The organism is Reinekea marina, from assembly GCF_030409715.1.
GTDB classification, from domain to species: domain Bacteria; phylum Pseudomonadota; class Gammaproteobacteria; order Pseudomonadales; family Natronospirillaceae; genus Reinekea; species Reinekea marina.
In genome coordinates this window covers 1,087,175-1,107,770 of record NZ_JAUFQI010000001.1, presented here as the reverse complement: position 1 = coordinate 1,107,770, position 20,596 = coordinate 1,087,175, and the positions used below count along the sequence as shown (strand labels likewise).

The window sequence follows — 20,596 nt, the reverse complement described above, 5'->3', positions numbered from 1 at the left end:
AATGAGGTGACAACCCTGCTCAAAACTATAATTTCCATTTTTTAGGTAGTCTAACTTTAAAGTTACATTCAAAGCATTTTAATTAGCATTATTTATTGAATGAGGCAGTGACAATAAGCAGCACACACTTGAAGGCACCGCAAACATCAGCAATATAGCAAAAATTGACGTCGCATCGTTTGGAACACCACTCCATACAACTAATAATAAAAACAATACTATGCCCCCTATCAACCCTATTACGAAATTCCGTAACGGATACTTATTTCGTAGTACCAAATACAGCGCCCAGTTTACAGCGCACCCCAACAATGCAGGTATAAATCCAATCATGTAGGCAAACAGTAGGGTGTCCAATGGGTTATTACCTGAAAGCACTGCAAATATCAAAGCGCTCACGAATGGGCCCACAATTAAAAAGACGGCTATTGAATATAAAACTGATTTAATAATAGGTTCACCTCAAAAAAAAAGGCTGCTATAGCTGCCATAAACCATGATCATTCCCGCCCTGTAAGTAGATAGCGAACGTGCCCTTTCCTGGTATTTCAGTTGGTGGCATGGCTATTTTGCCACCACTTTTTTCAACGGCTGCAACGGCTTCTTCAATGTTATTGACCAACCAGTATGGGCGCACCACTGGGGCTTCTGTTTCTCGCATAGGGGCTCTAACCCCCACTAAGCTGCCATCAGCCAAAGTTGCGGTTCTAGCATCTCCGAGCATTGGGTCTTTTTCGGTAAACTGCACATTGTGGGTGGCCGCATAAGCGGTACAAACCGCCTCTACATCGTTGGTAACTATTTCAAGGTATTGAGTTTTCATTTTAAACTCCACTTAGTTATTCGAATGAATAAACCCTTTTATTTTTTCACCAATTACTGGTCTTCAAAAATCTCTTCGATCGTTAATTTAAACAATCGAGCCGCTTTAAAGGCCAGTGGCAAACTCGGATCAAACTTATCTTTTTCGATGGCGTTGATCGTTTGCCGTGATACCTCCAGTTTTTCAGCTAAATCGGCTTGTGTCCAGTCTCGTTCGGCACGCAACACTTTGAGTTTATTTTTCATTCGTACCTCTTATTCAACGTGATCAAGGTACCCATATAAGTAAAGCTTATCAGAACAACAAGATGAGAAATTTCGAATTCGATATCCCAAGCGCCTGACGTTTCCATCATCGATAAACTTAATCCAAATACAACCGCAACACCCAAGGAGATACCCATCGCGATCATTTGAATACGTCTTTGTAACTCGTCTAGCGAGCTAATATGCTTAATATTTGCAATGATCATCCCTACCCCGGCAAGGCTGTTTATGCAAATCGCAAAAAAGGTTATCCACGTTGGTTGCCATAAAAATTCAGGTCCAAATGTGACTAATGCCGTCGTTAACACCCAACCCAACGTGGCAATCGCCAGTATTTTGGTCGTGCGTTTAACCTTTGCTTCAAAACTTTTTTCCACTGTGTTTGTCATTTCCATCCCCCATTAAAGTAAAGCTCACTTGACTTAAAGTAATACCCAAATATCTTTATGTCAAGTAGACTTTACCTTCAAGATTGTATTTAGTCACTCACAGAGGAAATGGCTGCAGAGGTGTTAGATTAATTTAAGGCCTCTAGGGTAAAAATGCGCTCAGCTATGCAAGGCAGTTAAATAAATCACTGCTCCAATGGCGGGACTCTTTCTGGGAAATTATTTCTATTCGGCTTTCGGGGTATTCATCTAACACCCACTCTTGAATGCCTTCGCGAGTTTTATTGTAACTGTAAATGCCTTTTTCGGTGATAAACACCGCTTTTAGGCGCTCTGAGTTTGTTTGTTCGACAAACTGGCGTACTTTTTCGTATGAGAAAATTTTACTTGGAACGATCCGCCAACCAACACTGATAAAGCCCTCCCCTTCGTTAACGGCTTTAATCACACCGCTGCTAGGGAGTTCTTGCTCGCCCGCCAAGGGGCGGCTACTGGGTTCATGATGATGGTGATGATGTAAGCGGGATAAATCATAACCTGTTTTTCCTTCAAGCAAGTTATAATCTACGGCGCCATATTCGGTTAGCACAATATCTACCTGTGCTTTGGACAGCTGCGCAACGTAGCTTTCCAAATTATGTCGATCAGACTCACCATACAAGTCTGCTTTGTTGCCCACTACGATATCGGCAATAACTAATTGCTGGTTAAACGTTTCATGTTCGGTATAGCGAGGCTCCGCTAAATTTCGGGCATCAACTAAGGTGATTGTTTTTTGAATATCTAACACGCTTTGGTAATGGCTTTCTGACAATGCCTTTAATACTTCTTTAGGGTGCCCCAAGCCTGTCGGCTCAATTAACAGTCGATCGGGTTTTGAACGCCGGATTAATTCGTTCAAGGCTATTTTCATAGGCAAACCAGCGGCGCAACACATACACCCACCCGGAACTTCAGATATGTACACGCCCGTCTGTTCCGAATGTTTAGCACCAAATAATGCACCATCGACGCCTATTTCACCAAACTCATTCACTAAGACGGCCCAACGCTCTTGCTCTGGCTTATTTTTCAACAAATGTAATATGGCAGACGTTTTTCCTACCCCTAAAAAACCTGTAATTATGTTTGTAGGAATAGCTTGCAGCGGCTCGATAGCTTTTGTCATCTTCATTAGTCCACAACTGATATTTAAATATTAATCACGGTTTACGCCGAAAGGCTGCACTGCGTACAAATGCAATTTATTTCCAATTGTGGCGAATCTAATTTAAACCCTGCAGCCGAACCGCTATTTTTAAGTTCTTCAAACGTTGCCGGTTTAATCACAGCTTCTTCTACTTTGTTGCATGTTGAGCAGATAAAAAAGATAGAATCTTCGTGAGATTCGCAGCAGGTAATGTGAGAGCAAGACACAAATTTATTAGCCAACTGCAACTTATGCACCAAATGTTCACTCTCTAAAAATTCTAAAATTCTGTAAATAGACATGGCAGGAGGTGCTTCGCCAAAATCGTCTTTATAGCGATCTATAATATCATAGGCCGATAACGCTTTATCTGATTTTAGCAATACCGATAACACCTGCTTACGCTTGGGCGTTAAACGCGCGCCCTTATCCTTACATTGCTGTTCGGCGAGCACCAAACTAGAATTTACATCATGGTCATGGCCGCAATTATGTGGGTGCATGGACATTATTCCTCAGCCTAAAATCAAAAGCATGGCTCGCAGCAAACATACGGTTACCGCGGCACGTAACCGCTGCACAATAGCATTAGCTGCTATGCCAATCCAGCGTCGCCAATCTTTAAAGCCCAGCATAACCGACTAATAACCAGCCATAGGTCGCTCGCCAACTAACCGCATGTAACCCCTGCGTCCTGCGGCAATTATTAAGAATAAGCACGTAGCAATAGAGACCATGGTTGGACCCGTTGGTGTGTCGAACAAATAAGATGCCCACAGCCCAAGCAAGCTAGACATTGCCCCAATTATTGCGGCTGCAATGGCCATTACTTCAGGAGTTCGGCTTAAGGCCCTTGCAGCGGCCGCCGGAATAATAAGCATGGCAACAATAAGCAGAACGCCCACTATCTTAATGGCAACGGCCACCACTATGGCCAAAGATAAGGTGAGAATTAATTGTTCGCGCTTGGGAGACACGCCACTGGCAATTGCTAATTCTGGGCTTAAAGTGACCAACAACAAATTAGACCAGCGGTGTGTCATTAACCCAATAACCAACACCGCACCGACCCAAATGGTGATCAAATCAACTTTGCTGACGGCTAATATATCGCCGAACAAATAGGCCATAAGGTCTATTCGAACACCCGAAACGAAAGAAACAGAAACTAAACCCACTGCTAATGCAGAATGGGCCAACACACCCAATAGGGTATCCATTGCATAACCACGGTTGGCTAATTTTAGCGACAGCAATGCCATGATCGATGCCGCAAACAACACGCTGGGCAACATAGGTAATGATAAAACTAACGACAGCGCAACGCCTAAAATTGCTGCGTGTGCCGTTGCATCACCAAAGTAGGCCATTCGACGCCAAACCACAAAACAACCTAAAGGCGCAGCCGTCATGTTCACACCTAAGCCCGCCAGAGCAGCACGAAACATAAAATCATCCAGCATGCTCGACCCTTTTATGTGGCTTCGCTATGTGACGATGTTGATGATGTTGATGATGGTACAACGCTAGATGCTCTTCACCCGAGCCAAATAACTCGATGTATTCAGAAGATGCGCTGACATGATCGGGCTTGCCCTGGCAGCAAATGTGTTTATTTAAACAAATAACCCGATCCGTTTGGCGCATAACAATATTAAGATCGTGACTGACCATTAAAACGGCACAGTTAGTCTCTTGACGAATACGATCAATGTGCCGATAAAAAGCACCAATACCGCCCTGATCTAATCCCTGTGTTGCTTCATCTAATAACAATAAATTAGGTCGATCTAACATGGCTCTTGCCAATAAAATGCGCTGAAACTGACCGCCCGATAAGCCAATTATTTGTTGATGCTTTATACCGGGTACGCCCGCGTTAATTAAGGCGGAGGTTATGTCACTATCGTTTTTTTTGACGGGTAAGTTTAAAAAGCGGTTTACGGTCATCGGCAGCATAGCTTCTACATGCAACCGCTGCGGGACATAACCTAAGCGTAAATTTGGGTGGCGCTCAATTTGCCCCGCAGAAATATCTATTGCGCCAATCAAGGCTTTTAAAAGCGATGTTTTACCTGAGCCGTTAGGCCCAACAATGGTCACGATTTCACCCGGCTCTATTGCAAAGGTGATGTTTGATATCACTTTTCTGCCCATGATATGAGCGCTTACGTCTTTGGCGACTATCAGCAAGTTAATCTCCCAGCTATAACTCTCTACCTATTTTTATGAGCTTGTTCATAGAACACAATATGAACCTTCCTGAAGTATTGATATGATACAACATATCATTTAGCATGCACAACCTATCACTGGAGCAAAAACCACTGCACATCAAAAGGACACAATATGCTGTTAAAGAAACTTGTTTTATCAACCATCGGATTCACAATTTCAACGGCCACATTCGCCGTAACGCCCAACGTAGTGACCGATATTGCACCTGTTCACTCCCTGGTTACACAGGTTATGGAAGGTGTTGCCAAGCCGACTTTACTGGTAAAACCAGAATACACCCCGCATGAATACACAATGCGACCTTCGGAGGCTCGCGCGTTATCAAAAGCTGATGCTGTTTTTTGGATAGGTGAAGACTTAACGCCCTGGTTAGAAAAATCACTCGATACCTTAACTCCTTCAGCGGTTAAGGTGTCTTTGCTTGAAGTTGAAGGCACAACGTTGCACGCCTTTCGTGAAGGCGCAACGTTTGAAGCGCACGCTCATGATGACCATGAAGAACACGAGCATGAAGAGCATCACGATGATGAGCATGAGCACCATGATGACCACAAAGAACACCATCATGAAGGCAACGACCCACACGCTTGGTTAGACCCAGTAAACGCCCAAGTCTGGGTAAGAGAAATTGCCTTAACCTTAGCGACTATAGACCCTGTAAATGCCAGCACTTACCAAGCAAACGCAGACAAAACGGTCGTAAACCTACAAAACTTAATAACCCGCAACCAAGCCATTGTGGGTGAATCTGATTTAAGCAATTTCATTGTTTTCCACGATGCGTACCAATACTTTGAGAAACGCTTTGATGTCAGCGCCGCCGGAGCAATTTCTATATCAGATGCATCTGACCCTAGCCCTGCAAGGGTTTCTGAAATTAGAGATACTGTGGCTAAGCTAGGCGTCAGCTGTATTTTTACCGAGCCACAATTTAATGCCAACTTAGTTAAATCGGTATTTAATGGAACAGACGTTGTTACTATGGGTGTCATGGACCCTCTTGGCGCAAATCTAAAACCCGGCAAAAACCAGTACGCTGAGCTGATTAACAACTTAATGACCAGCCTTCAACAATGTAAGCCTTAAGCAAACACCGTACTGCTCACTAGGGTCTATCTACTATGATAGACCCAGCGCAACCCAACAGACGAAAACGTTCGGAACACACTTTATGAAACCTAAACTACTGGCACTTACTTTTGTTGCTGCAATGCTTATATTTATAATTGCCTTAGGGTGGTTTTGGTCGGACACCATTTTACTGATTACCGATTTACAAACGATATTTCATAAACTGTTATCTAAGCATATTGGTCAATTCAATGAGCACCCTGCTTCAAACGGTTTCATTTTAATTGGTATTTCGCTCCTTTATGGCGTTTTTCATGCGGCGGGCCCTGGTCACGGCAAAGCCGTTTTAGTAACGTACTTGTCGACTCAAAAAGAAACGTTAAAACAAGGCGTTTTGATTTCCTTTTTGGCGGCAATTTTTCAAGCCGCGGTTGCCATTGCAATAGTTACGGTCGTTTCTGTATTACTCGACAAAACCTTTAGCCAAGCTAACCTAGTCAACATGCGTACCGAACAAAGTAGCTATGTTTTGGTCATGTTATTTGGATTCTATTTTGCCATTCACTCTTTACTAAGACTAAGAAGCCAGCTTTCTTCTGATAAGCAGGCACTTAACCACCACCCAACCGAGGGCAGCAACCACCAGCATGAGCACAGCCATAGTGACCAGTGCTGTAACCATACATTTGTTCCGCAAAATAAAGTTTCAACATGGCAAACCCTAGGCATTATTGCTTCTATGGGTGCAAGGCCTTGCACGGGCGCAGTGATGGTTTTAATTTATGCAAAAATTATTGGTATTTATTGGGTTGGCATTGCTGCAACGTTATTGATGGGGCTTGGTACTGGGTTAACAGTGGCCTTACTTGGGTTTTTAACCATTTACTTCCGAGATAGAATAAGCTCGCTAGTGTCCAAAAATGAAAGTAGTCATCACGCTCCATTAGCGTCTATCGCAATTTCTACCTTGGGCGGCACCGTACTTATATTTTTAGGCTGGAGCTTACTGCAAGCCTCTATGTTGCCGGCTACCCAGCACCCTTTATTCTAATCTATACTTAGCCAACGGCAAAAACAAAATGGTACTAATAGGCGAATGAAAAAACTAATTACTCTAAGCGTCATACTGCTCACTTTTTGTCAGCCCGTACAAGCTCACCCGCATTCTTGGTTACAATTAACAACCGACTTTGTCATCGATAACAACGGAGACATCAAGCAGCTTAAGCAACGCTGGATTTTTGACCCATACTACTCAACACTCACCATCGATGATTTAAAAAAGACACACGGCAACTTAGACATTGGGCTAGCCATACACGCAGACGGCATCATCAATAATTTAGAGTCATTCAACTATTATTCTCACCTAAGCATCAATAATGAAAACATACCCATAAACCGCCCAAGTAAATACCACTTATCATCAGCCAGTTTCGAGCAGGAAGCATTATTGATACTAGAAATGCACTTCGACTTGCCTAAAACAGCGATGCAATCAGCCGAATTAAAATGGCAAGTGTACGACCCAACCTACTACGTATCTATGCGCCACGACACCGCCAAACAGGTTCGCCTATACAATGAAAGCACGCTTGAATGTGAGCCAGAAATAATAGAAGCCGAACCCGATGAACAACTACGGTTATACGCAGAATCTTTAGACAAAACACAAACTGAAACCACGGGGCTAGGAAAGTTATTTGCACAGACGGTTGCTGTAAGGTGTTTTTAAATAGGATAAGAAGCGTAATCTACAGAATACGATTTCGCCCTGCGTCTTTAGCCTTATAAAGATTTTTATCTGCCTCGTCTAATAGTTTTTCCGCTCTATTTTGTGCAACATCACCTGTTTTTAAAGTTGATATTCCAATACTGACACCCAAGTATTCATTATTGCTGACTTGAATTTCATTGGTCTGATTGAGAATACGTTGAGCCCATATTAAAGCCGCGTCATAGTCAGTATCTGGCAATGCGGCCACAAATTCTTCTCCCCCAAATCTAGCAATAATATCGGAATCTCTAGAGTTGCCGGATAAAACCTTTGAAAATGATGTTAACATTGCATCGCCAAATACATGCCCAAAACGATCATTAATAGTTTTAAAGTTATCTAAATCCATAATGACAATAGACAATGTTCGATCGTGACGATTTTGATGTTCAATTAACGTCTCTAGTCGTTCAAAAAAATATCCACGATTATAAAGATTAGTCAAACTATCCCTAGTCGATAACGCATAGTTCTTTTGAATTTCATCCGACAGTATCAATGACATTAACGAGCCGGTCATTAGTATGGTATTGAAACAAAGAATAATCATGATAACGATCAAATAAAGTAGGGGGTCTACAACGACATAAGCCAGCGTTAGTGTAAGTAATCCTGCGAAGAAATGTATTATCAATGATAACTTTAAGATTTTCTCACCAAATAAAACATTCGATTTATCAATGACGACGAAGCGGTACCCCCATAGCACCACCCCCATAATCATCAATAGAGTACTGGTTCTAGAAACAACAGAATTGCTAGGGCCGATATCGATAGCATGAGAGGCAACTTCTATGGCGATATACGTCGATATAAAAATCGACATTAAAGCCCAAGTGCGTCTATTACCTAATTGCCCTTGTCGGCTTATTAGCCCCGCCAGTAAAATAAAGTAAGCGACAATAACGAGAACGTTGCCAACAACATTACCAATTACAGGGTCGACGATGGGTAAGAGAGCACCAGCGATGTAACTGCAAGAAATCACAACAAAGTAAAAAATAAAGTATTTAATGCCAAATAAATTACTGGTGTCGACTTGCCTAGCCAGATAGGTAAAGAAACTAGCTGCGGAAACATTCAGCAAAAAAACGGTTCCTACGAATGCCAAGAGAAAAAGCTGCTCACTCAAAAGTTATGCTCCAGTAGCAATAATACGGTGTTCTGATAAATACAATTCATAAACTATAGACTAGGTTTCGCCGCTCCCCCAAAAATCCCCTATTTGCAAATACAATCATCGTTTCAACTAAGAGGTTAAAACGCAGCTTAGTTTAGCGGATGCAGCCTATAACACCTACCAGTTCTCGACCCTATTACAAAGGGTTCAAAAGCCGCGCTGTTGGCATTTCTTACTAACATCTCCTTAATTAGGTGACTTTGTCGATAGCACTGGCTAGTTATGCGCTAATTTCAGCCCTACGATTCCGGCACAAATCAATGCTAGGCTAACTAACTTGAGGGCATCAATAGGCTCTTCGAATAATATAATTCCTAGAATCGCTGTACCCACTGCACCAATACCGACCCAAATGGCGTAGGCCGTACCAACGGGCAATGTTTTCAGAGCAAAACCCAGCAAAAGAAAACTTAAAACTAAGGAAATCAAGGTGCCAACGGAAGGCCATAACTTCGTAAAGCCGTCTGTGTACTTTAACCCCACAGCCCAGCTGATCTCTAACAGGCCAGCTATAAATAAAATTAACCAGTTCATATAACCCTCTCAATTGATTTTGGGGCCGTCCCCTAATGAATCTGAGAGTTGAGGTCGTCCTCACGTCACTTGCTACTACCTATAACGCATTAAGAATAGAATACTAAACAGTGCCTTTTATTCTTGCCATTGCAATTACATCACAATAGTGACCATTTCTAAAGGCATACTGCTTATGAACGCCTTCCTTTTTAAAGCCAAGTTTTTCATACAGTTTTATAGCGGCTTTATTATCATCAAACACAGTGAGCTCAAGCCTAAGAATCGCCATCCAGTAATCAGCAATATCGATTACTTTTGTCATTAACGCCGTGCCTATGCCTTTGTTCGCATAGTCATCGTGAACTGAAATTCCCAAACTGCCAACGTGCTTCCGCCTTACATTTTGCTCTAACATTAACCCTGTAATCGCGACGACTTTACCACTTACTTCTGCAACAAAAAGATGCCTGTATGGCGACTGATTCGTCAATTTTTGCTTCCATAGCTCTTCAGAAGGCAAAGGCAACTGTAAAGTACCTGAATAGGCATTTGTCATTGAATGAATCTCTTGAATGTCGATGTAATCTCGTATTTCTGCTTTTCTAATTTTAAATTCCATTTAGATATCTCTGTCATTATAACTGGAAAGTGTTGCGCACCCTTGATCAATAGTTAATAAATAGATACAACAATTTATACATTTAAATTGAAAGAAATTTGCACCTAAAAATCACACTATCAAATACTCATTGGTGAGTAAAACTTTAGCACTGAATTTCAATTCACTGTAATCGGGAAGGTCGTGTTATCAACAAAGGTTATTAGAAAATTAAAAGCTATCAAAACAAACGACTAACGGATTGTTTAATAGCTCAGTTAAGTAAGAATATCTCTCGGACTATCAAGAATGAATCCTATTCCCCGCCACCAATATGAGTACCATCTAAACTGCTACCTACTGAAAATCTTTTCGGGCTAGGTGATGCCGAAGAAGAGCTTTTACTTTTTACAAAATAGATAAGCCCTAAAATGAATAATATTACGCCAAGTAACGCGGCTATGGGGGCTATTGTAGAATAAAGCATGTCATCAGATTTCATGTCTATAAAAGGGGTAGACGTCGCCATTAAGATTATCGCAGTAAGTATCGTTTTCATCAGTAGCTTCCTTTTATTTGATTAATGAGGATTACGAATAAAATCCTGTAACTCTCCAATACCTTATCTACGAAAATGACATAAAACACCTAGCGGGTCAATTTAACAATGTTAAAGTACCTATACTTGCTTACTCAGAAAACTCACAATTTGCGCAATTTATAACTGATTTTTAGGGAGATATAGAATTTGATATGAGCGAATGCAATATATGTAGCGAATTTTATAGCCCAATAACGCAAAAACCCGCATAGAAGCGGGTTTCAGAGAGTCTGTAAATGGTGGGCCTTCGCGGACTTGAACCGCGGACCTGACGATTATGAGTCGTATGCTCTAACCAACTGAGCTAAAGGCCCTTACAGTGGCAGGCATTATACCGTGGTACTTTGACAAGTCTAGCCACCTTATTGATTTATATGAACTTTTTCGCTTTGGTCGATTAAAATTTAGCCTTCATTCCTTAAATTTTTGCTATTTCAACAGTTTTTAGCCTTTTGTAGCCACCATAGCTATGAATGGCTAAACCGTTTCAGTCGCTTTTAGTTTTGACGTTAAATCGCTCTACCATTCAAATATTCGTATTTTTGACACTTTTTCGCGTCAAAAATAAACTTTAACACTGTTCGCGTCACAAAAATTGTGTGACGGGACTCTTTCTTTAGTGACTTTTAAAAAATAACGATACTCTGATCACATATTGATCATTTTGAGTATCTGGTATGAGTAAAGTCATCTTTTCAATTTTTATGTCGGTAATGTTTAGCGCTTTGGCTCATGCGCAAACTTACAGTGTTGTGGGTCAAGCCAGTACTTTTGACATCAGCTATTCAAGCGATTATTCACAATCTCAAATAGATGTGATGAATGAAGCCGCAGCCTACTGGGCAGAGCAAGTTCACAGTGATGTTCCTATCCAGGTAACGGTTGACATCGTTCAACGCTACTATTGTTCTTTTGCCGATAATGCCTTTGTTCTTACCTCAGAGCCGGCATCGGCGGTCAATTTTGTTAACGCCCCTCAGGCGGATGTTAGCTACCCTATCGCTCTTGCCAATGCTTATGCTGGCTATGATTTGTTACCTAACCAGCCCGATATTGAAATTCGATACAACAGCCGTAATGTGCGAGGGGTTGGCCGTTGTCGCGATTTTTACCTTAAAAAAGATGCTAACTTTGAGCAGTTTGGCCAACTGTCACTCTATTGGGAAACAATTCAGGAGATTGCGCACGGCTTAGGCTTGTTTCCACTGACCGATTTTAAAACAGGTGCTCGGGCTAACAACAAGCCAGACATTTACACCTCTTTTGTTCGATCCGTAAAGCACGGAAAAATGGCACACGAGTTAAGCGCTACCGAACTGTATGATGCCGCTACCTCCTCTCGAAGCATAACATTTAACGGCACTAATGCTGTGGCGTATGCTCAAGAAAATTTCGGCTCGGGCATCATTGAAAATGGCGTCTCACTTTATTCAACGCCTTATTATAATCGCGGCACCGTAGCGGCGCATTTCAGCAGCGAAGTAGATAGCCAAACCACATTGAGCCTTCCTTATATTAGTGGCTATTTGCCAGATGAGGGCATTGCACTTGCGATGTTAAAAGATATTGGTTGGACTGTTGGATCAAACCAGGCGCCTGAAATCTTAAATCAACAAACCATTAGCTTTGCCGAAGATACTGCCTACACCTTGTCGTTATCCGATTTAATCGTTAGCGATGAACAACCAGAAACCCTATCGCTCGAAATAGAGTCCGGCAACAACTACCAAGTTTCTGGTCAAACCATAACGCCAAATTTAAATTTTGTGGGTAATTTAAACATCAATGTCCGCGTTAATGATGGAGAGTTTAAGAGCGAATGGTTTGCTGTAACGGCCACGGTATTAAATGTGAATGATGCACCTGTTATCACGGGGCAATCGGTCGTTAGCACCATTGAAGAGCAATCAATTACGCTTAGCATTGATATGCTTTCAATTACCGACGTAGATAATAGTGTTTTTACTTTAAACGTTTTAAACGGAACCAACTACAGTGCAAATGGTAACACCATTACGCCCGCTGAAAATTTCAGTGGAGCCTTATCTGTACCGGTGCAAGCTTTTGATGGAACTGATTTAAGCAACGTTTTCAATGTTACTGTCGATGTACAAGCCACAAACGATGCCCCTGTTATTGAATCGCAAAACATCTTGCAATGGTCCGAAGATAGCCAACCGGTAATTTCTACCAGCTGGGTTAATTTTACCGATGTAGATTCAACCCAATTCAGTTTACGAGTACTACCTGGCAATCATTATGACGTAACGACGAATACTTTAAGCTTGGAAGAAAATTTTAGTGGTGAGTTAACCATAGGTGTGCAGGTGTTTGATGGCCTTGATTACAGTGCGGTATTTTATGCAGCCGCTACTGTATTGCCAGTTAACGATGCCCCCCAACTAGCCGCCATTACCCCTCAGCAGACTGTGGAAGATATCAGTTTTTTTATTACTGAAGCGCTTCTAAACATTATTGATCCAGACAGCGACGCTTTCACTTTAACCATTGGCTTAGGCGAGCATTATCAAGTGGCCGGTCAAGAAGTTATTCCTAATGCCAACTGGTCGGGCGAATTGTCCATTCCTGTTACCGTGAGTGATGGTGAATTGAGCAGCCAAACCCAGGTACTCAATCTAAGCGTGGTTCCCGTCAACGATTTACCAGAGCTTACCACTGGCGAACTAAACCAAGTGGCTGTTTATCGCAACCATACTCAACAATTATCAGCGACCGATGTAGACAGCAGCACCTTAACTTTTAGTTTAGATAACCCTCCTACTTGGGCGAGCGTTACACCGGAAGGGTTGTTAAGCGTTTACGCCGATGCCCAAGCGGTAGGTGAGTGGCCACTTACCATTAAAGTATCAGATGGACAAAGCACCATCAGCGAGCAGCGAACCTTACACATTATAAACGATCCTACCGCTACCGATTTAACCTTAGAAGCGGTGGTCGAGCGTACTATTTGGGGCTTAAATGCATGGGTACCTGTTGAAATAATTGTCCAAAACAAAGGCCCTATGAGCGAAGTAAGTGCTCCCTTGGTTATCAGCTTTGATGGCGAGTGGCAAAGCCAGGATACCCGTTGCACAGTTATAGATAACCAATGCAACTTAACGGTTACCGATGCCAGCCGAATTAAATTATTGATTAAACAAACCACCGCGACCAGCTTGAACTTTCACGCTAGCTGGCAGCACAGTGGCTTTGAAATTAATGCTGAAAACAACCAAGCAACGATAGCGCTCACCTTTACCGATGCCCCGATCACGTCGCCACAATTTACGGTACCTAGTTTTGGGCAAGGCACTGTAAGAGCTATTGCACTTGCCAATATACAAGGCGGACGTTGGCCAGAAGTGATGTTTGCAAACGGTCCAACCGAGGCGAGCACAGCGTATCGTTTTGAAAAATCATTATTCCGCCCTGTTCTGCATACACACTTAGCCGATGCGTCTAACAGCTATGCCATGGCAATTACCGATATCAACAACGACGGTCACAAAGACTGGGTACTGGCGAATGGCCAGGGTGAACCGAATACCGTTTACTTAAACCAAGGTGATGGCCAGTTTGAATTACATGGCCTTTTGGGCAATAAAGATTCACGCGCGGTAACCTACGCCGACATGGATCGTGATGGCGATGTAGACTTACTTTTTGCCAATAATGAAGACAATAACACTTTGTACTTTAACGATGGTGCCGGTAACTTTACTTTAGCGGCCGAGTTCCCTGCTCGACGTTCGCGCGGTGTCATTGTTTATGATTTTAATGGCGATGGAAAACTCGATATTTTGTTTGCGAATCGCGGCTATCGTAACCGTATATTCTTTAACCGCGGTCGCGGTGCGGTCGTCCTTGGTCGTTCTTTTGAACGTTCAACAGAATCGAATGGCTTAGATTTCAATGAAGTATCGTTTGGCAACCCTGAAGATTTGACTAGCCATGTTTCACTCGCCGATTTAGACGGTGACGGTATCGCCAGTGATGTAGTTCTTGTTAATGAAGGCTCTGCCGAAATCGGCGCAAACATCCAAATTCACGCGGTCAACGCCAATGAAACCACGTCGTTACAACAAGAGCAACCCACCAGCCAAATCAACGACATGAGCATAGGTGATTACGATGGCGATGGTATTGATGAAATTGCGGTGCTGCATGCCGGCGGCGCACTGGAAGTGATGTCTAATCAGCTCAACACTGTTGAAGTAATGGATACTCAAGGAGCCGATTCTATTCTATTGGTCGATGTTGATGGCAGCGGAACCGCTGATGTTATCAGCGCGAACTCTCGCCAGGGTGATAGCCGTTTAGATTTTACCGGGGATGTTACCAACAGCGAGGACAGCGTAGCGAGTTCAACTACGAAACCATTACTCACTACCAACTCAACCAATCGGCCGAGTTTAACGAGCTCTAATAGCAAAGCGGGTGCATTCGGGGTTTATTGGTTGTTGTTGGGCATTGTACTATTAGTCATAAGACGTACTCGGTAGATATTGCCAGTGCGCCGATAACAGGTACAATCAGGGTAACTTCCTATTGAAAGGCCGTTATGCCAAAACCGTTACTGGTCGCCAAAAAAATACTGCAAGAATCCGCTCAAGCTGCTGATACACAAGAGCTGGTTCAACTTATTGTGAACCGTATTCGCTCCTCCTTAAATGTAGATGTGTGCAGCCTATATTTAGTGGACAGCAATGAGCACCTAACCCTGACAGCAACGGAAGGGCTGGCAGATGGCGCAGTAGGAAATATCAAGTTAGCATTTGGTGAAGGGTTAGTTGGCACTATTGCTCAACGCCAACATCTTATGAACCTGCCCTATGCAGAACAACACCCGAAATATAAATATTTCCCTGTCTCCGGCGAAGAACATTATCAAGGTTATTTAGGCGTTCCGATGATTCACCTAGGGAATACCCTAGGTGTATTGGTGGTACAGGTTAAAGAAACGCGGCGCTTTAGTGATGAAGAAGAAGCCTTTCTAGTGACCATGGGGGCTCATCTGGTGTCGAGCTTATCTGGCAACTTACAGAAATTGCTTGATATAGAATCTTTGAGTGACACCAGTAATATTCGTCGATTACGTGGTATTAATGGTGCGGCTGGCGTTTGTATTGCCAAAGGCTGGGTAGTAAAAGATGAGCTGTCATTAGAAAGCATACCCGAAAGATCCGGTTCAGGAGTTGAGTTCGAGCGCACTCGCATTGCCGATGCACTGCTATCCACACGGGAAGACCTTGACGGCGAAACACTCAATAACCATGGCGGCGATACGCTCAATGCGTTAATGGAAGTGTATCGACTTTTATTAGTTAGCCCCGAGTTAAGCGATGGTATTGAAGAAGAGCTCTTAGCAGGTGTCAGCGCAAGTACGGCGTTAAAGCGATCAATGTTAAAGCAAATCGCTGTGTTTGATGCCATGGAAGACCCTTATTTAAAAGCGCGCGCCGATGATTTACGCGTGTTGGCGATTCGAATATACCGCCAATTACAAAATTTAGAGCCCGAAATTATTGAAACCAATGAGCCGATCGTACTCATTGGTAAAAATATTTCTGTAGAACACTTTGCCAAAGTAGATTCAAAATGGATCGCTGGTATTGCCAGTAGCCAAGGGTCTTCGCTTTCTCACACATCTGTATTGGCCAATGCGTTAGGGATTCCAGCCGTTGTTGGGCTAGATGAACATAACTTAGATGACTTACACGGTACCGATATTATTTTAGACGGTAACTTGGGGTTACTGATTGCCAACGCTCCAGAGCCAATAATTGAAGAATACGAGCGCCTAATTAAGTTAGAAGCCGCTCGCCAAGCAAATTTAGCGCATTTAAAAGAATTACCGGCGGAATCGACCGATGGCAAAACCATTCGCTTGTTCTGCAACACAGGGCTATTAGCCGATATATCCCCCGGTTTGGAACGTGGCTCAGAAGGCATCGGTCTGTATCGCTCTGAAATTCCCTTTATGGTGCACGACACCTTCCCGACAGAAGAAGAGCAAGTAAAAATTTATCGTGGTGTATTAAAAGCCTATGCTCCAAAACCGGTAGTCATGCGAACGCTAGACATAGGTGGAGATAAAGCCTTACCCTACTTTCCCATACAAGAAGAAAACCCATTCTTGGGGTGGCGCGGTATACGCTTCGCGTTGGATTATCGGAATATTCAGCTCGATCAAATTCGTGCCATGTTACTGGCGAATATTGGTTTAGATAATCTACAAATTATGGTGCCAATGCTGAGCAATGAAGAAGAGCTGCTCAGTGTTCATCGTTTGGTAGATGAGGCTATCAGCCAATTGAAAGAGGAAGGCCAACCCGTTCACAAGCCGGCCATTGGTATCATGGCCGAAGTGCCAGCGGTGATTTGGATGCTGCCTAAATTACGAGACTACATAGATTTTGTCTCGATAGGATCAAACGACCTAACGCAATATTTGCTCGCGGTTGACAGAAACAATAGCCGAGTGTCCCATTTATACAGCCACAATCACCCAGCCGTGATTGATGCTATTTTCCTTATTGCTAAAGAATGCAAGCGCCTAAATATCGATTTAAGTGTGTGCGGTGAAATGGCTTCTGATCCAAAAGCAGTTTTATTGTTAATGGGCATGGGCATACGCACTTTAAGTATGTCGGCGTTTAAATTGCCAATCATTAAATGGCTCGTGCGCCATGCCGATACGCAAGAATGCCGCACCATTCTCGATCACGTTAGAGATTTATCAACAACCAAAGCCATTGAAGCTCACTTGCAAGCACACCTTGAAAAAATAGGTTATGCCAAAATGTTTGGGCGTCAGTAATGAAGCGATCACAAAGCCACGCCCTGAAGTACTTATTACTGTTTATCGGCTGCTTTGTTTTTGGGTCATTAGTGGGAAACCAACTAGTGACCTATTTAAACGTTTCGATTCATGCCGATCGTCAATTCTTTTCACAAGAAATACAGCAAGCACTCAAGCCCAATAACCCAAAAAATAGATCACTGCAAAACGCCATTTACCAACAAAGAATCGCTTACCTAGAAAATCAAACTGAAGAATTAACACAAAAAAAAGCCGCCGTTGAAGAATATTTAGTACCTTTGCAAAAACAGGTCACAGATTACCGACTGGCTTTTTCCGAAAAAACCCAGCAGAGCTTCGATGAGCGTTTAGACTTATATATTGAATTGGTCAAAAAACACAATCAGTTTGAGAGCGCTAAGCGTAACGAACAATTCATACCGTTAATAGAAAGTGACAGCCTCTTTTCTCTGCCGTCTATCCACAACGATCTTATCACCCAACAAGGCGGTGCTTTAGCGCAAGCCCATAACGAATTTATTACCGAACCTCGCAATGCCAGTATTGCCGCCAACTACGAACCCAGCATGCGTAATTTTTTTTCCCAGCAAAAAATAAGCAATGTAAAATTAGAATGTCACACCTCGATTTGCGCCATTCACCTTGGCCATCAATGGCAAGATCCTTACTACGATGGCATGGCTTACTTAAAAGACCAACTGCAATTACAACCTTGGTTTAATTTAACGCCTTACCAAGGTAAACATGAATACCGTGGCAGCGGCCAACACATTGGCGTTTGGTATTTTAAGGTGGCGCAATGAAACGAACTTGGTCTATTTTGCTGAGTGTGGCAATCATCGGCTTTATTGCAGGCTTTTTAACGACGCTGGCTTTACATCGCCAAGTTCGCCCTACTATAGAATCTAACCAGCAAGCGCTAGAGACCGCTATAGTTTCAGAATCGCCTTCGCCCGTATCTCAAGTTGAATTCGAAGAAGTTAAAACCTTGTTAAGCCAAAAAGAGCAAGCGTTCGCTAAAGCAAAAGAAGCCCACCGAATAACCGAAGGCCACGCTAGAGCGTTAGTCAGTGAAATGCAGGTGTATCGAAACAGCGAATCGGAGTTACTTCAATCTATTGAGCAACAAAAAGAAGCCCTCACAGAAAAAATCAAATCGCTCGATTCTAAAATTACAGAAACCGTCGCACTGACGGCACAACGACCCAAAACCTACGACTACGAACGCATCAACGAATTAAATGCACTCTTAGCGTATCCACACCCATTAAACAGTAACTCCGTTTTAAACCCTGCCCTTACAGAGCAACCAGAAATTGGGCTCGTTTTGGTGAACGCTCGCTTCGAGATCATGATCCAAGCCGAACATTACCCCCATACAGACGCCATTTACGACAGCTTAGAAAAGTTGGTGGCCGAGTTACCTGAATCCGCTCCGGCGGTTTCAATAGACAATGTTTTTTGCAGCGAAGTCAGTTGTGAGTTGCAGGTAAAGGTTGGTAAACCTTCACCCTATTTCGACAGTTGGCGATGGCTGTTAGATCAGTTATCCACACAGCCGAACATGGTAGACATTCAACACAACTTCAGCACAGAGTCGGCTCAAGCTGTGTACGGGTTTGTCATTTTAAAAGTAGGAAGTTAAAACCAAGCCAAATGGACGGCTTGCAAAACCAATAGTGCAAACAGACCGGCTATAACATCGTCGATCATTATGCCAAAGCCACCATGAACACGTTTATCTAACCAGCTTATCGGCCAAGGCTTTAAAATATCGAATAATCTAAACAATACAAAACCGGCGAGAATCCAAGCCCAATGAAAGGGTAACGCTGTCATTGCAATCCAAAAGCCGACAAATTCATCCCACACTATACCGCCGTGGTCGTGCACGCCCATATCTTTAGAGGCCTGATCACATAAATAAATACCAAACACAAAGCTGATCACTAAAACCGCAATATAAGCCCACAAAGGCAACTGCGCCAAGAGCAAGAAAAATGGGATAGCCGCTAATGTACCAAAAGTGCCAGGGGCCTTTGGCGCCGCCCCACTGCCTAGCCCAAAGGCTAAAAAGTGCACCCAGTGGTTATTCCAGCGGCGTTGAGATGGTTCGATCATAAGGTTACTCTCTAAAAATGTTGAAAACTCTGCCAAGGCAGATCAATTAATTGCTGGTTATCATACCACTTTACGCTTCCGCTTCCTGCTTGAACCGACCCAATTTTAGTAACGTTAACGTTCTCTGTATTGGCCAACGCCAAAATTTCACGTTGAACACTCGAGTCTGCGGTAAACAGCAGCTGGTAGTCATCACCACCGGCTACGGCATGCCTAACACCTTCTTCTCCTAACGCCCTTAATGGTTCATCTAATGGCAGCGAATTGAGATTTAACGCCAAATCTACTTGGCTTGCTTTCGCCAAGTGCTGCGCATCGCCTGCCAACCCGTCAGAAATATCCATAGCACTGTGAACAATACCCACCAATTGCTCGGCGAATTTTAAGGGCGGTTGAGGTTGCCAATAAGCTTGTCGCCAAGCATTGGGCACTGTGTTTTCTTGACGTGACAGCACGGCAGGCAAGGCGGCCGCGGCTTGGCCCAACCAGCCGGTTACCCAAACATCATCACCCACGTTAGCGCCGCTACGCAGTAACGGATGTGCACAGGTTCCATGCACACTCAAGGTGATAGTCAGCTGTTCACCTTGTGTTGTATCACCACCGGCTAACATACACTGAGTTTGAACGGACAATTGCTGCAATCGTTTAGCGAAGGCGATAACCCAATCGTCATTAAAGCGCTTGGGTAAGGTAAGCGCCAATGTAAAAAAGGCAGGCTTAGCCCCCATTGCGGCTAAATCACTGATAGCGGGTAAAAAAACTCGCTGTGCAACTTGTTCCGGGCTCGCAAACTCAGGAAAGTGCCGACCCGAAACAGCGGTATCGGCCGAAACCACCAAAGGGGTGGTTCCCATCCATAATAAACAGTCATCACCAATACCCACCGCGACATCATTATGCTGTTGCGGCCAGTTTGTAAAACATTGCTTAATTAAATCAAATTCATGCATGATTGAATTGTGCGACAACGCCTGCCTATTTGAAAGCTCAAAAAAAAGATA

General features: G+C 43.2%; 24 protein-coding genes and 1 tRNA gene. 10 read left to right on the top strand and 15 right to left on the bottom strand.

Annotation, left to right across the window (positions count from 1 at the left end):
- Nucleotides 1–78: 78 nt before the first annotated feature.
- The 6 genes from QWZ13_RS05800 to QWZ13_RS05775 all read right to left on the bottom strand — a co-directional run bounded on the left by QWZ13_RS05800 (nt 79) and on the right by QWZ13_RS05775 (nt 3,176).
- On the bottom strand, nt 79–399 hold the full coding sequence (locus QWZ13_RS05800) for a hypothetical protein (RefSeq protein WP_290280928.1): 321 nt from the start codon (nt 397–399) through the stop codon (nt 79–81).
- A 79-nt stretch (nt 400–478) separates the two neighbouring features.
- Nucleotides 479–823 carry a VOC family protein gene (locus tag QWZ13_RS05795; protein ID WP_290280927.1) on the bottom strand — a complete coding sequence of 115 codons (345 nt, stop codon included), beginning with the start codon at nt 821–823 and terminating at the stop codon, nt 479–481.
- 53 nt (nt 824–876) lie between these two features.
- Complete coding sequence (locus QWZ13_RS05790; protein ID WP_290280926.1) at nt 877–1,068, bottom strand: helix-turn-helix transcriptional regulator; 192 nt, start codon at nt 1,066–1,068, stop codon at nt 877–879.
- Nucleotides 1,065–1,478 carry a hypothetical protein gene (locus QWZ13_RS05785; protein ID WP_290280925.1) on the bottom strand — a complete coding sequence of 138 codons (414 nt, stop codon included), beginning with the start codon at nt 1,476–1,478 and terminating at the stop codon, nt 1,065–1,067. Before QWZ13_RS05785 ends, QWZ13_RS05790 begins: the two co-directional genes overlap by 4 nt.
- A 163-nt stretch (nt 1,479–1,641) precedes the next feature.
- Nucleotides 1,642–2,646 (bottom strand): CobW family GTP-binding protein, encoded by a 1,005-nt coding sequence (locus QWZ13_RS05780; protein WP_290280924.1) that lies wholly within the window; start codon nt 2,644–2,646, stop codon nt 1,642–1,644.
- Between the two features lie 41 nt (nt 2,647–2,687).
- Complete coding sequence (locus QWZ13_RS05775) at nt 2,688–3,176, bottom strand: Fur family transcriptional regulator (protein WP_290280923.1); 489 nt, start codon at nt 3,174–3,176, stop codon at nt 2,688–2,690.
- On the opposite strand from QWZ13_RS05775, the gene QWZ13_RS05770 reads away from it, so the two are divergent.
- Complete coding sequence (locus QWZ13_RS05770) at nt 3,169–3,312, top strand: hypothetical protein (RefSeq protein WP_290280922.1); 144 nt, start codon at nt 3,169–3,171, stop codon at nt 3,310–3,312. The genes QWZ13_RS05775 and QWZ13_RS05770 overlap by 8 nt on opposite strands.
- Here QWZ13_RS05770 and QWZ13_RS05765 read toward each other — a convergent pair.
- Both QWZ13_RS05765 and QWZ13_RS05760 read right to left on the bottom strand, forming a co-directional pair.
- The gene (locus tag QWZ13_RS05765) at nt 3,309–4,130 is read right to left on the bottom strand and encodes a metal ABC transporter permease (protein ID WP_290280921.1); all 822 of its coding nucleotides are present in this window, start codon (nt 4,128–4,130) and stop codon (nt 3,309–3,311) included. The two genes, QWZ13_RS05770 and QWZ13_RS05765, sit on opposite strands and share 4 nt — an antisense overlap.
- Nucleotides 4,120–4,860 carry an ATP-binding cassette domain-containing protein gene (locus QWZ13_RS05760; RefSeq protein ID WP_290280920.1) on the bottom strand — a complete coding sequence of 247 codons (741 nt, stop codon included), beginning with the start codon at nt 4,858–4,860 and terminating at the stop codon, nt 4,120–4,122. The genes QWZ13_RS05765 and QWZ13_RS05760 overlap by 11 nt, the downstream gene beginning before the upstream one ends.
- 104 nt (nt 4,861–4,964) lie before the next feature.
- On the opposite strand from QWZ13_RS05760, the gene QWZ13_RS05755 reads away from it, so the two are divergent.
- From QWZ13_RS05755 to QWZ13_RS05740, 4 genes are all read left to right on the top strand, one after another.
- Nucleotides 4,965–5,192, top strand: a complete 228-nt coding sequence (locus QWZ13_RS05755) for a hypothetical protein (protein ID WP_290280919.1) — start codon at nt 4,965–4,967, stop codon at nt 5,190–5,192.
- Entirely contained in the window at nt 5,137–5,991 is an 855-nt protein-coding gene (locus QWZ13_RS05750) for a zinc ABC transporter substrate-binding protein (protein WP_290283284.1), read from the top strand. The genes QWZ13_RS05755 and QWZ13_RS05750 overlap by 56 nt, the downstream gene beginning before the upstream one ends.
- Nucleotides 5,992–6,076: 85 nt before the next feature.
- Nucleotides 6,077–7,027 carry a nickel/cobalt transporter gene (locus QWZ13_RS05745; RefSeq protein ID WP_290280918.1) on the top strand — a complete coding sequence of 317 codons (951 nt, stop codon included), beginning with the start codon at nt 6,077–6,079 and terminating at the stop codon, nt 7,025–7,027.
- A 45-nt stretch (nt 7,028–7,072) separates the two neighbouring features.
- Complete coding sequence (locus QWZ13_RS05740) at nt 7,073–7,711, top strand: DUF1007 family protein (RefSeq protein WP_290280917.1); 639 nt, start codon at nt 7,073–7,075, stop codon at nt 7,709–7,711.
- A gap of 19 nt (nt 7,712–7,730) precedes the next feature.
- On the opposite strand, the gene QWZ13_RS05735 is transcribed toward QWZ13_RS05740, so the two are convergent.
- The 5 genes from QWZ13_RS05735 to QWZ13_RS05715 form a co-directional block, all read right to left on the bottom strand.
- A complete protein-coding gene (locus QWZ13_RS05735) occupies nt 7,731–8,864 on the bottom strand; it encodes a GGDEF domain-containing protein (RefSeq protein ID WP_290280916.1) in 1,134 nt (377 codons plus the stop codon).
- 285 nt (nt 8,865–9,149) lie between these two features.
- The gene (gene sugE, locus QWZ13_RS05730; RefSeq protein WP_290280915.1) at nt 9,150–9,467 is read right to left on the bottom strand and encodes a quaternary ammonium compound efflux SMR transporter SugE; all 318 of its coding nucleotides are present in this window, start codon (nt 9,465–9,467) and stop codon (nt 9,150–9,152) included.
- A gap of 103 nt (nt 9,468–9,570) precedes the next feature.
- Nucleotides 9,571–10,068, bottom strand: coding sequence for a GNAT family N-acetyltransferase (locus QWZ13_RS05725; RefSeq protein WP_290280913.1), 498 nt, complete (start codon nt 10,066–10,068; stop codon nt 9,571–9,573).
- A 295-nt stretch (nt 10,069–10,363) separates the two neighbouring features.
- Nucleotides 10,364–10,606 (bottom strand): hypothetical protein, encoded by a 243-nt coding sequence (locus QWZ13_RS05720; RefSeq protein WP_290280912.1) that lies wholly within the window; start codon nt 10,604–10,606, stop codon nt 10,364–10,366.
- A gap of 279 nt (nt 10,607–10,885) precedes the next feature.
- A tRNA-Ile gene (locus tag QWZ13_RS05715) sits at nt 10,886–10,962 on the bottom strand.
- 5 nt (nt 10,963–10,967) lie between these two features.
- Here QWZ13_RS05715 and QWZ13_RS05710 point away from each other — a divergent pair.
- From QWZ13_RS05710 to QWZ13_RS05690, 5 genes are all read left to right on the top strand, one after another.
- Nucleotides 10,968–11,096, top strand: a complete 129-nt coding sequence (locus tag QWZ13_RS05710; protein WP_290280911.1) for a hypothetical protein — start codon at nt 10,968–10,970, stop codon at nt 11,094–11,096.
- Between the two features lie 229 nt (nt 11,097–11,325).
- Nucleotides 11,326–15,150 (top strand): FG-GAP repeat domain-containing protein, encoded by a 3,825-nt coding sequence (locus QWZ13_RS05705; protein WP_290280910.1) that lies wholly within the window; start codon nt 11,326–11,328, stop codon nt 15,148–15,150.
- 59 nt (nt 15,151–15,209) lie between these two features.
- Nucleotides 15,210–17,468 carry a phosphoenolpyruvate--protein phosphotransferase gene (gene ptsP / locus QWZ13_RS05700; protein ID WP_290280909.1) on the top strand — a complete coding sequence of 753 codons (2,259 nt, stop codon included), beginning with the start codon at nt 15,210–15,212 and terminating at the stop codon, nt 17,466–17,468.
- Entirely contained in the window at nt 17,468–18,274 is an 807-nt protein-coding gene (locus tag QWZ13_RS05695; RefSeq protein WP_290280908.1) for a hypothetical protein, read from the top strand. Before ptsP ends, QWZ13_RS05695 begins: the two co-directional genes overlap by 1 nt.
- Nucleotides 18,271–19,116 (top strand): hypothetical protein, encoded by an 846-nt coding sequence (locus QWZ13_RS05690; RefSeq protein ID WP_290280907.1) that lies wholly within the window; start codon nt 18,271–18,273, stop codon nt 19,114–19,116. Before QWZ13_RS05695 ends, QWZ13_RS05690 begins: the two co-directional genes overlap by 4 nt.
- Here the strand turns inward: QWZ13_RS05690 and QWZ13_RS05685 are convergent.
- Both QWZ13_RS05685 and thiL read right to left on the bottom strand, forming a co-directional pair.
- Nucleotides 19,113–19,592, bottom strand: a complete 480-nt coding sequence (locus QWZ13_RS05685) for a phosphatidylglycerophosphatase A family protein (protein ID WP_290280906.1) — start codon at nt 19,590–19,592, stop codon at nt 19,113–19,115. The two genes, QWZ13_RS05690 and QWZ13_RS05685, sit on opposite strands and share 4 nt — an antisense overlap.
- An 11-nt stretch (nt 19,593–19,603) precedes the next feature.
- Nucleotides 19,604–20,563, bottom strand: a complete 960-nt coding sequence (gene thiL / locus QWZ13_RS05680; RefSeq protein WP_290280905.1) for a thiamine-phosphate kinase — start codon at nt 20,561–20,563, stop codon at nt 19,604–19,606.
- Between the last annotated feature and the right edge of the window lie 33 nt (nt 20,564–20,596).

Coding starts and splice junctions, on each gene's coding strand:
- QWZ13_RS05745 (WP_290280918.1), top strand. CDS start 6,077: ATGAAACCTAAACTACTGGCACTTACTTTTGTTGCTGCAATGCTTATA.
- QWZ13_RS05685 (WP_290280906.1), bottom strand. CDS start 19,592: ATGATCGAACCATCTCAACGCCGCTGGAATAACCACTGGGTGCACTTT.
- sugE (WP_290280915.1), bottom strand. CDS start 9,467: ATGAACTGGTTAATTTTATTTATAGCTGGCCTGTTAGAGATCAGCTGG.
- ptsP (WP_290280909.1), top strand. CDS start 15,210: ATGCCAAAACCGTTACTGGTCGCCAAAAAAATACTGCAAGAATCCGCT.
- QWZ13_RS05790 (WP_290280926.1), bottom strand. CDS start 1,068: ATGAAAAATAAACTCAAAGTGTTGCGTGCCGAACGAGACTGGACACAA.
- QWZ13_RS05750 (WP_290283284.1), top strand. CDS start 5,137: ATGGAAGGTGTTGCCAAGCCGACTTTACTGGTAAAACCAGAATACACC.
- QWZ13_RS05720 (WP_290280912.1), bottom strand. CDS start 10,606: ATGAAAACGATACTTACTGCGATAATCTTAATGGCGACGTCTACCCCT.
- QWZ13_RS05770 (WP_290280922.1), top strand. CDS start 3,169: ATGGACATTATTCCTCAGCCTAAAATCAAAAGCATGGCTCGCAGCAAA.
- QWZ13_RS05690 (WP_290280907.1), top strand. CDS start 18,271: ATGAAACGAACTTGGTCTATTTTGCTGAGTGTGGCAATCATCGGCTTT.
- QWZ13_RS05765 (WP_290280921.1), bottom strand. CDS start 4,130: ATGCTGGATGATTTTATGTTTCGTGCTGCTCTGGCGGGCTTAGGTGTG.
- QWZ13_RS05740 (WP_290280917.1), top strand. CDS start 7,073: ATGAAAAAACTAATTACTCTAAGCGTCATACTGCTCACTTTTTGTCAG.
- QWZ13_RS05695 (WP_290280908.1), top strand. CDS start 17,468: ATGAAGCGATCACAAAGCCACGCCCTGAAGTACTTATTACTGTTTATC.
- QWZ13_RS05775 (WP_290280923.1), bottom strand. CDS start 3,176: ATGTCCATGCACCCACATAATTGCGGCCATGACCATGATGTAAATTCT.
- QWZ13_RS05795 (WP_290280927.1), bottom strand. CDS start 823: ATGAAAACTCAATACCTTGAAATAGTTACCAACGATGTAGAGGCGGTT.
- QWZ13_RS05725 (WP_290280913.1), bottom strand. CDS start 10,068: ATGGAATTTAAAATTAGAAAAGCAGAAATACGAGATTACATCGACATT.
- QWZ13_RS05705 (WP_290280910.1), top strand. CDS start 11,326: ATGAGTAAAGTCATCTTTTCAATTTTTATGTCGGTAATGTTTAGCGCT.
- QWZ13_RS05785 (WP_290280925.1), bottom strand. CDS start 1,478: ATGACAAACACAGTGGAAAAAAGTTTTGAAGCAAAGGTTAAACGCACG.
- QWZ13_RS05755 (WP_290280919.1), top strand. CDS start 4,965: ATGCACAACCTATCACTGGAGCAAAAACCACTGCACATCAAAAGGACA.
- QWZ13_RS05780 (WP_290280924.1), bottom strand. CDS start 2,646: ATGACAAAAGCTATCGAGCCGCTGCAAGCTATTCCTACAAACATAATT.